The sequence below is a fragment of the Delftia sp. PE138 genome, assembly GCF_018320755.1.
Lineage (GTDB): Bacteria > Pseudomonadota > Gammaproteobacteria > Burkholderiales > Burkholderiaceae_C > Comamonas > Comamonas tsuruhatensis.
In genome coordinates this window covers 1,627,689-1,640,792 of sequence record NZ_JABEPN010000001.1, presented here as the reverse complement: position 1 = coordinate 1,640,792, position 13,104 = coordinate 1,627,689, and the positions used below count along the sequence as shown (strand labels likewise).

Sequence of the window (13,104 nt, the reverse complement as noted above, 5' to 3'; positions counted from 1 at the left end):
GGCCCCGCTGCCTTTGGAGACCTTCCCATGCCCGGACTTCTGCCCGATATCGATCCCGACGGCCTGCTCGAATTCTCGGTGGTCTACACCGACCGCGCGCTCAACCACATGTCCAAGCGCTTCGCGGGCGTGATGCAGGACATCCTCACCACGCTGCAGGAGGTGTACCACGCCCACACGGCCGTGCTGGTGCCGGGCAGCGGCACCTTCGGCATGGAGGCCGTGGCGCGCCAGTTCGCCAACCGCGAAAAGGTGCTCATCGTGCGCAACGGCTGGTTCAGCTACCGCTGGACGCAGATCTTCGAGGAAGGCGGCCTGGGCGGTGGCGCCGTGGTCTGCAAGGCCCGCCGCCAGGGCCCGGGCAGCCAGGACCCCTGGGCGCCCTGCGCGGCCGAGGACGTGGCCGCCGCCATCCGCACCGAGAAGCCCAAGGTCGTGTTCGCGCCCCATGTGGAGACGGCCAGCGGCATCATCCTCAGCGACAGCTACCTGCGCGCCGTGGCCGATGCCGCGCACGAGGTGGGTGCGCTCTTCGTGCTGGACTGCGTGGCCTCGGGCGCCATGTGGGTGGACATGGAAAAGACCGGCGTGGACGTGCTGATCAGCGCGCCGCAAAAGGGCTGGAGCAGCTCGCCGTGCTGCGCCATGGTCATGCTCTCGCAGCGCGCGCGCGAAGCCATCGAGCACACGCAAAGCTCCAGCTTCTCCTGCGACCTCAAGAAGTGGATGCAGATCGCCGAGGGCTACGAAAAAGGCCAGCACGCCTACCACACCACCATGCCCACCGACGCCCTGGTCCGCCTGCGCGACGTGATGCTGGAGACGCGCGCCTACGGCTTCGCCAAGGTGCGCGACGAGCAGATCGCCCTGGGCGCCAAGGTGCGCGCCCTGCTGGAGTCGCGCGGCTTTCCCAGCGTGGCGGCCGAAGGCTGGAAGGCCCCTGGCGTGGTCGTCAGCTACACCACCGACCCCGGCATCCAGAGCGGCAAGAAGTTCATGGAAGCCGGCCTGCAGACCGCCTCGGGCGTGCCCCTGCAGTGCGACGAAGGCCCGGACTTCAAGACCTTCCGCATCGGCCTGTTCGGCCTGGAAAAATGGCACAACGTGGACCGCACCGTCGGCCACATCGCCAAAGCGCTGGACGACATCGGTGTCCCCGCCAAGGCGTGAACCGAACCCGCTGCAAACATTGCATTGAAAGAGCCCTCATGAACAAGACCCTCACCACCCTGGCCGCCTCCTGCGGCCTGATGCTCGCCGCACTGACCGGCGTGGCGGCCCATGCGGCCCAGCCCGTCACCACGGCCAGCGGCCTGGTCTATGAAAGCCTCAAGGAAGGCACAGGCGCCAGCCCCAAGGCCAGCGACACGGTGCGCGTGCACTACCGCGGCTACTTCCCCGACACGGGCAAGGACTTCGACAGCTCCATCACGCGCGGCCAGCCCATCGAGTTCCCCCTGACCGGCGTGATTCCCTGCTGGACCGAAGGCGTGCAGAAGATGAAGGTCGGCGGCAAGGCCAAGCTGACCTGCCCGCCCTCCATCGCCTACGGCAGCCGTGGCGCGGGCAGCGTGATCCCGCCCAACGCCACGCTGAACTTCGAGGTGGAACTGCTGGGCATCAAGTGATGGCCGGCCCGCTGGCCGGGCCATCCCCCGCCTGATGCGAAGCCGGCCTGCGGGCCGGCTTTTTCACGGTCGCTGAAAGGAAGACGTCGTGGACCCACGCAAACCGCTGGACGCGCGCGCCGCCGCGCTGATGCTCATGCTGTGCCTGATCTGGAGCCTGCAGCAGATCCTGCTCAAGGCCACGGCCGATGCCATTGCGCCCACGCTGCAGATCGCGCTGCGCTCGGGCGTGGGCGCCGTGCTGGTGTGGCTGTTCATGCGCTGGCGCGGCATGCGCGTGCAGTGGGGCGACGGCAGCTGGCGCCCGGGCCTGGCCGTGGGCACGCTGTTTGCGCTGGAATTCCTGCTGGTGGGCGAGAGCATCAACCACACCTCGGCCGCCCATGTGGTGGTCTTCCTGTATTCCGCTCCCGTGTTCGCGGCGCTGGGCCTGCACTGGAAGCTGCCCTCGGAGCGCCTGGCGCCGCTGCAATGGCTGGGCATCGCACTGGCCTTTGCCGGCATAGCGCTGGCCTTCCTGGGCGGCGGCAAGCCTTCGAAGGCAGCCGGCGCCGCCATGCTGCTGGGCGACCTGCTGGCGCTGGCCGCCGGCGTGGCCTGGGGCGCCACCACGGTGGCCATCCGCACCACGCGGCTGGCATCGCTGCCCGCCGCGCAGACCCTGCTCTACCAGCTGGCCGCCGGCTTTGCGCTGCTGCTGCCCGCCGCCTTCCTGCTGGGCCAGACCCGCTTCGAGCCCACGCCCCTGGCCTGGGCCGGCCTGGCCTTCCAGTCCGTGCTGGTCTGCTTCGTGAGCTTCCTGGTCTGGTTCTGGCTGCTCACGCAATACCTGGCCTCGCGCCTGGGCGTGTTCTCTTTCATGACGCCCATCTTCGGCGTGGTCTTCGGGGCCTGGCTGCTCAGCGAGCCCATCGAGCCCAACTTCCTGGCCGGGGCACTGATGGTGCTGGCCGGGGTGCTGCTGGTGAGCGGGTATGGGTGGCTGAAGTCGCTCAGGCGGTGAGGCCGGGGATCAGGCCGGCCGGGGTAGCGGATCCGTGCCCTCGTTGAGCACGGAAAGATAGCGCTGATAGCTGAAGACCCGGCCTCGCTTGCGGCCGGTCACTTCCTCGATGATGCCCAGGCGCTGCAAGTCGGCGAGCGCCGTGTTGACGGTGGGCGAGGACAGTCCCGTCTGCCGGACCAGCTGGTTGGACGTCAGGAAGGGGTTGAGCTGGAACAGGTCGTGGATGCGCAGCGTGGAGCTGGCGCGTTCGCCTTCGGTCGCGATGCGTTCGCGGTCCTGCCTGAACAGATCGACGATATGCGTGGCGGCCTCGAAGGCCTGGTTCGCGGTCTGTGCCACGCCGGTGAGAAAGAAGTCGAGCCAGGCTTCCCAATTGCCGTTCTCGCGCACTTCCTGGAGCAGCCGGTAGTACTCGGTCCGGTGCGTCTTGAGAAAGAGGCTGAGGTAGAGCAGCGGCTTGTTCAGCACGCCGTTGATGCAGAGATACAGCGTGACCAGCAGGCGGCCGATACGGCCATTGCCATCGAGGAACGGATGCAGTGTCTCGAACTGCACGTGCAGCAGGCCGGCCTTGATGAGGGCGGGCAGGCGGGAGGCATCTTCGTGCATGAAGCGTTCAAAGGCGTCGAGGCAGGGGCCGAGTTCGTTGACAGGCGGCGGCACAAACAAGGCATTGCCTGGACGCGTGCCGCCAATCCAGTTCTGCGAGCGCCGGAACTCGCCGGGGCTCTTGGTGCCGCCGCGTCCGCTTTGCAGCAGCCGGCCATGCATCTCGCGGATCAGGCGCAGTGACAGCGGCAGGTCCCGCAGGCGCTCCAGTCCGTACATCATCGCGTCCACATAGTTCGAAACTTCGCGGATGTCGTCGATGGGCTGGCCCGCCTGGACCTCGGCTTCGAAGCGCAGCAGGTCCGACAGCGTCGATTGCGTGCCCTCGATCTGCGAAGAAAGCACGGCCTCCTTGCGCACGTACATGTAGAGGAACAGCTCTTGGCGGGGCAGCAGCATGGTGATGCCATCGAGCCGTCCCAGCGCACGCTCGGCAAGGCTGAGCTTTTCCAGGAGGACGAGCACATCGATGGCCGGCTCCGGCGGCAGCGGTGGCGGCACGAAGGCGCGCACCTTTTCGCCTGCTGCGGATGTCTCGATGAAGCGGCCAAGCCGCTGGCTGGTAGGGGAATCGGGCATGGGGCTGACTATGGCTTTGGACGCTTATTTAAGCAAATGCGGTTTTTCTTAAATAACGAGAGCGCCAAGTTAAGCTGACTTAAATAAGCCTTCGTCTCAAGGCGGCGGGCCGGCCGCATGACCCCTCATGCCAGTCCCAGCCGCCGCGCCAGCCGCTGCAGGTTGGCGCGGTCCATCTGCAGCTCGCGTGCGGCGGCGGCCCAGCTGCCGTGGTGGCGCTGCAGGCTGGCCTCGATCAGCTGGCGCTCGTAGCTCTCCACGGCATTGCGCAGGCCTTGGGGGCTGGCGCCGGGCGATGCGACCTGTGGGACGGGCAGGGTCGGGGTGGCCGTCGCCGGGGGCTGCGCGTCATCCCAGAGATCGGCCTGCCCCAGCGTGACCATGCGTGCCCGGCCACCGGCCGGAGTGCCGGAGGGCGCACGGCTGAGCGCCCGCAGCACGCCGCGGCTGATGAGGTGCTCCAGTTCCCGGACATTGCCGGGCCAGTCCTGGGCGAGCAAGGCCGATTGCGCAGCGGGGTGCAGGCGCAGTCCGCCCAGGCCCAGGCGCGAACGGTTTTCCTCGAGGAAGAAGCCGGCCAGCATCAGCACGTCGCTGTCGCGCTCGCGCAGCGCGGGCACGCGCAGCGGGTAGACGCTCAGGCGGTGGAAGAAATCGGCGCGCATGCGGCCTGCCGCCACCTCGGCGGCCAGGTCGCGGTTGGTGGCGGCGATCACGCGCACGTCCACATGGTGCTCGCGGTCCGAACCCAGGCGCTGCAGCTGGCCGCTTTGCAGCACGCGCAGCAGCTTGGCCTGCACGGGCAGGGACAGCTCGCCCACTTCGTCCAGGAACAGCGTGCCCTGGTCGGCCTGCTCGAACTTGCCGCTGCGCTCGGACAGCGCGCCCGTGAAGGCGCCGCGCACATGGCCGAACAGCTCGCTTTCGACCAGGTTGTCGGGCAGGGCCGCGCAGTTGATGCTGACCAGCGCCCGGCCTGCACGCTCCGACTGCGCATGCACGGCCTGGGCCACCAGTTCCTTGCCCGTGCCGGTCTCGCCCGTGATCAGCACGTTGAGGTCGCTGGCCGCGACCAGGGCGATGTCCTTTTGCAGCGCGCGCATGGCCGGGCTCTGGCCGATCAGCGGACGCGATGAATCGCCCCCCGGGGCGGCGCCGGGTGCGGGCAGGGCGCGCGCACTGCGCGCCAACCGGCGCAGCCGCTCGGCCGTGGTCACGGTGGCCGCCGCCAGGTTGCTGAAAGCCTGCAGCGCCGCCAGCGCGGCCGGGTCGGCAAAGCGCCCCGGGTCCAGCGCGTCCAGCGTGAGCAGGCCCCAGGGCAGGCCGCCGGTCTGCAGCACGCAGCCCATGCAGTCGTGCACCTCCAGCGGCCCGTGGCCCTGGGCCACCAGGCCGTCATAGGGATCGGGCAGCGGGCTGTCTGGCGCAAAGCGCATGGCCTGGCCCGCGGCCAGCAGCTGGGCGAAGCGCGGGTGCTCGGCAATGCGAAAGCGCCGGCCCAGCGCATCGGGCACCAGGCCATCGATGGCCACGGGCCGCAGCCACTCGCCTTCCAGGCGCAGCAGGGCGGCGGCATCGGCCGGCAGCACGGCGCGCAGGGCTGCCAGCAGGCGGCGAAAGCGCTCGCGCTCAGGCAGGTCCTGGGCCAGGTCGGCCACCAGAGGGGTGAGGGCGTGCAGGGCGGTGGATGTGGTCATAAAGACTGCGATGGCTGTCAAAAGGACTCGATTTGACGGGAGTCATATTGACGCATGAAACGCCAAGCCCTTGTTCTTCAAGGGTCGCGGGACTGGCACGGCCCTTGCCTTTGCCAAGGCATGTCCGGCATCGCACCGGGCATGTCCGTCCCCGTACCCAAGGAGTTTCCCGTGCTGACCGACCGCCAACGTGCCATCGTCCAATCCACCGTTCCGCTGCTTGAAACCGGCGGCGAAGCGCTGATCACGCATTTCTACCAAACCATGCTGGGCGAGTACCCCGAGGTGCGCGCCCTGTTCAACATGGCCCACCAGCAAAGCGGCGCCCAGCCGCGTGCCCTGGCCTACAGCGTGCTCATGTACGCCAGGCACATCGACCGGCTGGACGCCCTGGGCGACCTGCCCGCGCAGATCATCAACAAGCACGTTGCGCTGCAGGTGCAGCCCGAGCACTACCCCATCGTCGGCACCTGCCTGCTGCGCGCCATCCGCGAAGTGCTGGGCGCCGAGATTGCCACCGACGAGGTCATAGCCGCCTGGGGCGCCGCCTACCAGCAACTGGCCGACATCCTGATCGGCGCCGAGCGCCAGGCCTATGACCGCACGGCGGCGGCCGAAGGCGGCTGGCGCGGCGAGCGCGCCTTCGTGGTCGAGGACAAGGTGCAGGAAAGCGCCGAGATCACGTCCTTCTACCTGGTGCCCGCCGACGGCGGCCCCGTGATCGCCCACCAGCCCGGCCAGTACATCGGCCTGCGCCTGGTGGTGGACGGCCAGGAGCAGCGGCGCAACTATTCCCTATCCGCTCCCGCAGACGGGCGCAGCCTGCGCATCAGCGTCAAGCGCGAGGCGGGTGGCAAGGTCTCCAACTTCCTGCACGACCGGGTCCGGGTCGGCGACACGCTGCAGCTGTTCCCGCCCGCAGGCCACTTCACGCTGCAGCCCGGCGAGCGCCCGCTGGTGCTGATCAGCGGCGGCGTGGGCATCACGCCGACCCTGCCCATGCTGGACGCGGCCTTGCCGACCCGGCGGCCCGTGGTCTTCATCCACTGCGCACGCGAGCGCGGGGTGCATGCCTTCCGCGAGCATGTGGATGCGCTGGCTGCCGTGCATCCGCAGCTCACCCGTTACTACTGCTATGACCGGGCGGAGGAGGGCGATGGGGTCGATGCGCAGGGCCTGCTGACCGCCCGCCAGCTGGGTGAATGGCTGCCCGCCGTGGATGCCGATGTCTACTTCCTGGGGCCTCGGCCGTTCATGCGGTCGGTGAAGGAATCGTTGAAGGCCCTGGGGGTGCCGCAGGAGCAGGTGCGGTATGAGTTTTTTGGGCCGGCCGAGGCGCTCCAGTAGGCTTTGCCGGAGCCTGCCCTGGGTGGTTCCTGGCTCTGCCGCACCCCTGGCATGCCTTTGTCGCGCCCTTGTCGCGCCCCTTGTAGCACCTCTGTGGCAAGAGGTGCGACAAGGTCCGAAGGCTCAGCGGTAGAAGGCTTGCACGGTGCCCTTGAGCTTGATCAGCAAGGGCCTGCCCTTGCGATCCACCGTCTTGCCCGCGGGCACCTTGATCCATCCCTCGCTCACGCAATACTCCTCCACGTCGAACCGCTCCTTGCCGTTGAAGCGGATGCCGATGTCGTGCTCGAACACGGCCGCCACGTGGTGCGGGCTGCGCGGGTCGATGGACAGGTGGTCGGGCAGGGCGGGGCGCTCGGCGGATGCGTTGGCGTCGGTCATGGTCTTGTTCTCGCAAGAGGGTTCTGAAGAAAGCCGGTATTGTCCGCGCAATCCGGGGTCAGGCGCTGGCTGACAGGCATTGGCGGCAGGCATCGCCACGCGGGGCCCGGCGGGCGTCGTATGCTGCGCTCCATGCTGTCGCCAGAGCAACGTCAAACATTGAAGTCGGCCAAGCGCCTGCCGTTGGCGTTGCTGCTGCTCATGGCGCTGGGCTTCGTGGCCTCGTCGGTGGCGGCAGCGCACTGGCAGCAGGTGCCGCTGTGGCTGGCCTGCATCAAGGCCGTGACCGAGGCCTCGCTGGTCGGCGCGCTGGCCGACTGGTTTGCGGTGTCTGCCCTGTTCCGGCACATTCCGCTGCCCGTGGTCGGGCGCCACACGGCCATCATTCCGCGCAACAAGGACCGCATCGGGCTGAACCTGGCGAATTTCGTGCGCGACAAGTTCCTGGACGGGCCTTCGCTGGTGGCGCTGATCGAGCGCCATGATCCCGCGCGCGTGCTGGCGGGCTGGCTGACCTCACCGGCCAACAGCACGCTGCTGGGGCGGCAGGTGGCGCGGCTGGCGCTGGCGGCGCTGGAGATGGTGCAGGACCGGCAGGTGGAGCGCTTTCTCTCGCACTCGTTCAAGGCCTTGCTGGAGCATCTGGACCTGCCGCGCGCGGCGGCGGACCTGCTGTCGGGCCTGACCCAGGACGGGCGCCACCAGGCCGTGCTCGACGATGTGCTGGCGCGCGTCAGCGGCGTGCTGCGCGAATCCGAGACCCATGTGCTGATCGCCCGGACCATCGTGCTGTGGCTCAAGCGCGAGCATCCGCTCAAGGAAAAGATGCTGCCCACGGACTGGCTCGGCGACAAGGGTGCCACGGCCATCGCCGGGGCGCTGGACAGCCTGCTGCAGGACATCGCCAACGATCCCGGGCACCACATGCGCAAGGCGTTCGATGCCTCCGTGCAGCGGCTGATTGACCGGCTGCAGTCCGACCCGGCCATGGCCGATCGCGCCGAGCGCCTGCGCGACTACCTGCTGCACGACGAGAAGCTGGCCGGCTACCTGCGGGCGCTGTGGCTGGGCCTGCGCGCCAGGCTGCAGGCGGACCTGGCCAACGAGCATTCGCAGGTGGCGCGCAAGACCGCGGCCATGGGCCGCTGGCTGGGCCAGTCGCTGGCGCACGACGAGGCGCTGCGCCACTCCATGAACGAACGCCTCAAGCGCTGGGCCCAGGCGCTGGCGCCCGATGTCTCGCAGTTCCTGGCCCAGCACATCGCCGACACCGTGCGGCGCTGGGATGCGCGCGAGCTGTCCGAGCTGATCGAGCTGCACATCGGCAAGGACCTGCAGTACATCCGCATCAATGGCACCGTGGTCGGCGGTGCCGTGGGGCTGCTGCTGTTCCTGGTCTCCAATGCGGGGCGGCTGTGGTCCTGATCTTCGTATCAGGATGTTGCCTGCCGGCCACATCGGGCCAACTTTACAAAGCCGCCGTGCTCGCCGGAACGCCGTGAATCGGGCCGGGCGCTGCACGTGCCCGGGCACTGGCGGCCCTGCATGTCATTGATGAACAAGGCAACATTCAGCATCCTGAATGAATTGCTCACAGATCGGCCCGCTTGTAAAGAAAAACAGCAGCTGCGCTGCCGTCGGCCAGGCCGTTGTCGGCGGGAAAATAAAATAAGAACGATTCGCACTCATCAAAAACAACAGAGCGGATGCGCACCCCGGTCGTTCGACCGTCCGTGATTCTTCTTGCGAGCTTTCCCATGCACAACTGCACAGCCCCCGCGGCGGGCCGTGGCTTTGCCCTGTCCGCCCTTTGCACCTCCCTGCGTGCTTCGTTTCCCTCCACCGTCGTTCCCCTGCGCCGCACCGCGCTGGGCGCCTGCCTGGGCCTGCTGGCCTCGGGCAGCGCGCTGGCCCAGGCAGCAGGCGGGGCGACGCTGGAAACCCTGGTCGTGACGGCCAGCGGCTTCGAGCAGGAGATCAGCCAGGCGCCGGCCTCGATCTCGGTGATCACGCGCCAGGAACTGGAGCAGGGCGCCTACCGCAACCTGCACGATGCCCTGCGCGATGTGCCCGGCGTGATCCTCACGCCCTCGGACAACAACTCCAACGACATCTCGTTGCGCGGCATGGGCGCCAACTACACCCTGATCCTGGTGGACGGCAAGCGCATGAGCACGCGCGAGACCCAGACCAACGGCAGCACGGGCACGGACCAGAGCTGGATTCCGCCGCTGGAGGCCATCGAGCGCATCGAGGTGGTGCGCGGCCCCATGTCCTCGCTGTACGGCTCGGACGCCATGGGCGGCGTGATCAACGTCATCACGCGCAAGGTGGCGAAGAACTGGCATGGCTCGGTGCGCGCCGACGCCACGCTGCAGGAGCGCTCCACCTCGGGCGATGCCTACCAGACCAACTTCTACCTGTCAGGCCCGATCAAGACCGACCTGCTGGGCCTGAGCCTGTACGGCAACTACGGCAAGCGCGACCAGGACCGCATCTACCAGGGCTACAACAAGAGCGACAACCGTTCGCTGAACCTGCGCCTGGCGCTGACCCCCAGCAAGGACCACGACCTGATCGCCGAGATCGGCACTTCGCGCCAGCACTTCGTTTCGTCGCCTGGCATGACCCTGCTGCCCACCGATGCGCCCAGCGACCGCAAGTTCGAGCGCGAGAACTACTCGCTGCAGCACAAGGGCCGCTGGGGCTGGGCTTCCTCCGACACCTATCTGCAGCGCGAGGAAACGCGCAACCTGTCGCGCGACATGACCATCAGGAACACGGTGTTCAACAGCAGCTGGGTGGCGCCGCTGGGCCGCCAGCACCTGCTGACCACGGGCGTGTACTACAACCAGCAGGACCTGCGCGACACGACGACCAATACGCTGCCGGGCTCGGCGCGCACCACGGCCGATCGCACGCAGTACGCCTGGTTCGCCGAGGACGAGTGGCGCCTGCGCGAGAACTTCGCCCTGACCGGCGGCCTGCGCTACGACCACGACAGCAAGGGCGGATCGCAATGGAGCCCGCGCTTGTACGGCGTGTGGAACCTCGACGCGCAATGGACCGTCAAGGGCGGCGTGTCCACCGGCTTTCGCGCGCCCTCGCTGCGCCAGACCCTGGGCGACTGGGGCCAGTCCAGCCGCGGCGGCAACATCTACGGCAACCCCGACCTGAAGCCCGAAACCTCGCTGAGCAAGGAACTGGGCGTGCTCTACAACAACGGCGCCGGCCTGTCGGCAGGCCTGACGGTGTTCGACAACGAGTTCAACGACAAGATCACGCGCATCGCCTGCCCGGAGTGCGGACCGGCCAATTCCTCGGGCAACACGCCCACCACCAACGTCAATATCGACAAGGCCATCACGCGCGGCGTCGAAGCCACGTTCAAGGCCCCGCTGGCGCGCACGCTGGACCTGAGCAGCAGCTACACCTTCACCAAGTCCGAGCAAAAGAGCGGCGAGTTCGCGGGGCAGCCGCTGAGCCAGCTGCCGCGCCACATGCTCAACCTGGCGCTGAACTGGAAGCCTTCGCAGCAATGGGCGGGCTGGGCCAAGCTGTCCTACCGGGGCAAGGAAAGCCAGCCCACGGGCGGCCGTTCGGCGCGCACCTGGGTGGCCGGCAGCTATGCCATGTTCGACATGGGCGGCTCCTACAACTACAGCAAGGACGTGACCTTCTACGCAGGCATCTACAACCTGTTCGACAAGGACGTGTACTACGAGGACTACGCCACGGTGCAGGACGGCCGGCGCTACTGGATCGGCATGAACGTGAAGTTCTAGGCATCCCGGCCGCAAGGGCGGCCGCTGCCCGTGGCCTGCGGATCGGGCCGCGCCGCTTCCCGGCGCGGCACCCGCCTCCGGAGGCCGGAACTCCTTTCATTTTTTCCTGGGATTCTTTGCCATGACCTTCGATATCACGCGCCGCGCGGCGGCGCTGGCCCTGCCGGCCTTGTTCCTGGGGACTGCGGTGGCGGCCCCGCTGTCCGTGCGGCATGCCGGGGGAGTGGCCAGCCTGCCCGGCGCACCCCGGCGCGCGGTGGTTTATGACCTGGGGGCGCTGGATGCACTGCATGCGCTGGGCGTGCCCGCGTCGGCGGTCGCAGGCGTGCCCCGGGCGCAGCTGCCCCGGTACCTGGACAGCTTCGCGCAGCGGCCTGCGGCGGGCGGGCTGTTCGAGCCCGACTACGAGGCGCTGAGCCGGCTGGCGCCCGACCTGATCATCGTGGGCGGGCGCTCGGCCGGCAAGGCCGAGGTGCTGGGACGCATCGCGCCCACGCTGGACCTGAGCGTCAGCGGCAAGCACATGCTGGCCGATATCGAACGCAACATCGCCACGCTGGCGCTGCTGTTCGGCCGCCAGGCGCAGGGCCGTGCGCTGGTGCAGCGCATCCACGCCGAGCTGCAGGGCCTGCGTGCCCAGGCCTCGCAGGCCGCGCCGGGCCTGCTGCTGATGGCCGTGAACGACAAGCTCCTGCCGCAGGCGCCGGGATCGCGCTTCGGCTTTCTGTTCGATGTGTTCGGCGCGCGCTCGGCGCTATCGGCCGCGCAACTGCCAGCCCGCGGCACCGCCTACGGCTTCGATGATGTGGCGCGGCTGGACCCCGCGTGGATCTACGTCATCGACCGCAACACGGCCACGGGCCAGGCGGCAGGCGGCGGCGAGATCATGGCTTCGCGCAAGGTGTTCGACAACACGCGGATCCACGCCACGGCGGCCGGCCGCAAGGGGCAGGTCGTCTTCCTCGATCCCAAGGGCTGGTACCTGATGGGCAGCGCCGGGCCGACGGCGCTGCTGGACAACATGGCGCAGCTGCGCCAGGCCTATGGCGCGGCGTCATCGCGTTGACCGCGGGCCAGGGCCGGCTCCCGGTCCTGGCCCCACAGCGCAATCACGCGCACATAGGCCAGCTCGGCCAGCAGCTCCACCAGCGTCTGCGTGACGATGACGGCCGGCAGCACGGGAATGGCGCCAGGCACGGCCAGGGCCAGCGGCAGCACGACCAGCGAATTGCGCGTGCCCGCGCTGAACGCGACCGCGCGGCCTGCGGGCGCAGGCAGCCGGAAGGCGCGCGCCACCAGCCAGCCCAGCGCGGGTGCCGCCACCGCAAAGGCCGCATAGACGGGCACCATGCTCCAGGCGGCCTGCGTGGCCGGGCCCAATTGGGGCAGCACGGAGGCGATCACCACGAACAGCGCCAGCGCGGTGGCCGGCACGGGCAGCAGGCCCAGCCATGCCGAGGCGCTGGCCCCGCGACGGCTGCGGGCCGCCCACCACTGGGTGGCGGCGGCCAGGGCCAGCGGCACGGCGATCAGCCACACGAACGCATGCAGGAAAGGCCCTGCCTGCACGAGCCGCGCCGCATCGTCGCCCAGGAACAGGCCCAGGTAGCCGGGCAGGGCCAGCATCTGCGCGATCAGCAGGGCCGGCGTGGCTGCCAGCAGCAGGCGCGCATCGGCGCGTCCCAGGTGGGAGAAGGTGACCACGTAGTCGATGCAGGGCGCCAGCAGCACCAGCAGCGCGCCCAGGCGCAGCAGGGGGGCGGCGGGCAGGAACTGCAGCAGCGCCCAGACCAGCAGCGGCACCACGATGAAGTTGGCCGTCATCAGCGCCGCCAGGAAGCGCACCTGGCCGAAGGCGCGCCGCAGCTCGGCCAAGGGCACCTGCAAGAAGGTCACATAGAGCATCAGTGCCAGCGCGGGGTTGATGGCGCGCTCCAGCACGCCCGTGCCGGGCAGCGCCCAGGCGGCAACTGCGGCCAGGGCCACGGCGGCGAAGTAGATGGGGATCTGGCGCTGTTCGAGCGCGTCTCGGGTGTCTTGCATTCAGGAGGCCGATGGCGGCGGGTACGGGG

At 68.8% G+C, this 13,104-nt stretch carries 12 protein-coding genes; 7 read left to right on the top strand and 5 right to left on the bottom strand.

Annotation, left to right across the window (positions count from 1 at the left end):
• Positions 1 to 27: 27 nt before the first annotated feature.
• The 3 genes from HFGMBDPB_RS07355 (at position 28) to HFGMBDPB_RS07345 (ending at position 2,631) form a co-directional block, all read left to right on the top strand.
• Positions 28 to 1,170 (top strand): pyridoxal-phosphate-dependent aminotransferase family protein, encoded by a 1,143-nt coding sequence (locus tag HFGMBDPB_RS07355; protein ID WP_012203005.1) that lies wholly within the window; start codon positions 28 to 30, stop codon positions 1,168 to 1,170.
• Positions 1,171 to 1,208: 38 nt separating this feature from the next.
• Positions 1,209 to 1,628: an FKBP-type peptidyl-prolyl cis-trans isomerase gene (locus HFGMBDPB_RS07350; protein ID WP_047219586.1), complete on the top strand. Its 420-nt coding sequence runs from the start codon at positions 1,209 to 1,211 to the stop codon at positions 1,626 to 1,628.
• Between the two features lie 88 nt (positions 1,629 to 1,716).
• Positions 1,717 to 2,631 (top strand): DMT family transporter, encoded by a 915-nt coding sequence (locus HFGMBDPB_RS07345; protein WP_212645143.1) that lies wholly within the window; start codon positions 1,717 to 1,719, stop codon positions 2,629 to 2,631.
• Between the two features lie 9 nt (positions 2,632 to 2,640).
• Here the strand turns inward: HFGMBDPB_RS07345 and HFGMBDPB_RS07340 are convergent, their stop codons facing one another.
• Complete coding sequence (locus tag HFGMBDPB_RS07340; RefSeq protein WP_212645142.1) at positions 2,641 to 3,822, bottom strand: Fic family protein; 1,182 nt, start codon at positions 3,820 to 3,822, stop codon at positions 2,641 to 2,643.
• Positions 3,823 to 3,947: 125 nt separating this feature from the next.
• Positions 3,948 to 5,519 (bottom strand): nitric oxide reductase transcriptional regulator NorR, encoded by a 1,572-nt coding sequence (gene norR / locus HFGMBDPB_RS07335; RefSeq protein WP_212645141.1) that lies wholly within the window; start codon positions 5,517 to 5,519, stop codon positions 3,948 to 3,950.
• A 120-nt stretch (positions 5,520 to 5,639) separates the two neighbouring features.
• On the opposite strand from norR, the gene hmpA reads away from it, so the two are divergent.
• The gene (hmpA, locus tag HFGMBDPB_RS07330) at positions 5,640 to 6,866 is read left to right on the top strand and encodes an NO-inducible flavohemoprotein (RefSeq protein ID WP_017407870.1); all 1,227 of its coding nucleotides are present in this window, start codon (positions 5,640 to 5,642) and stop codon (positions 6,864 to 6,866) included.
• Between the two features lie 123 nt (positions 6,867 to 6,989).
• Here the strand turns inward: hmpA and HFGMBDPB_RS07325 are convergent, their stop codons facing one another.
• Complete coding sequence (locus tag HFGMBDPB_RS07325) at positions 6,990 to 7,247, bottom strand: DUF3297 family protein (RefSeq protein ID WP_016446670.1); 258 nt, start codon at positions 7,245 to 7,247, stop codon at positions 6,990 to 6,992.
• Positions 7,248 to 7,367: 120 nt separating this feature from the next.
• Here HFGMBDPB_RS07325 and HFGMBDPB_RS07320 point away from each other — a divergent pair, with 120 nt between their 5' ends.
• Positions 7,368 to 8,672 carry a DUF445 domain-containing protein gene (locus HFGMBDPB_RS07320; RefSeq protein ID WP_212645140.1) on the top strand — a complete coding sequence of 435 codons (1,305 nt, stop codon included), beginning with the start codon at positions 7,368 to 7,370 and terminating at the stop codon, positions 8,670 to 8,672.
• Between the two features lie 166 nt (positions 8,673 to 8,838).
• On the opposite strand, the gene HFGMBDPB_RS07315 is transcribed toward HFGMBDPB_RS07320, so the two are convergent.
• Positions 8,839 to 9,006: a hypothetical protein gene (locus tag HFGMBDPB_RS07315; RefSeq protein ID WP_156815065.1), complete on the bottom strand. Its 168-nt coding sequence runs from the start codon at positions 9,004 to 9,006 to the stop codon at positions 8,839 to 8,841.
• Here HFGMBDPB_RS07315 and HFGMBDPB_RS07310 point away from each other — a divergent pair.
• Both HFGMBDPB_RS07310 and HFGMBDPB_RS07305 read left to right on the top strand, forming a co-directional pair.
• The gene (locus HFGMBDPB_RS07310) at positions 9,005 to 11,032 is read left to right on the top strand and encodes a ligand-gated channel protein (RefSeq protein ID WP_046988412.1); all 2,028 of its coding nucleotides are present in this window, start codon (positions 9,005 to 9,007) and stop codon (positions 11,030 to 11,032) included. The genes HFGMBDPB_RS07315 and HFGMBDPB_RS07310 overlap by 2 nt on opposite strands.
• A gap of 121 nt (positions 11,033 to 11,153) precedes the next feature.
• Positions 11,154 to 12,098, top strand: a complete 945-nt coding sequence (locus HFGMBDPB_RS07305) for a siderophore ABC transporter substrate-binding protein (RefSeq protein ID WP_126311206.1) — start codon at positions 11,154 to 11,156, stop codon at positions 12,096 to 12,098.
• On the opposite strand, the gene HFGMBDPB_RS07300 is transcribed toward HFGMBDPB_RS07305, so the two are convergent.
• The gene (locus HFGMBDPB_RS07300; protein ID WP_212645139.1) at positions 12,074 to 13,075 is read right to left on the bottom strand and encodes an arsenic resistance protein; all 1,002 of its coding nucleotides are present in this window, start codon (positions 13,073 to 13,075) and stop codon (positions 12,074 to 12,076) included. The two genes, HFGMBDPB_RS07305 and HFGMBDPB_RS07300, sit on opposite strands and share 25 nt — an antisense overlap.
• Positions 13,076 to 13,104 lie beyond the last annotated feature (29 nt).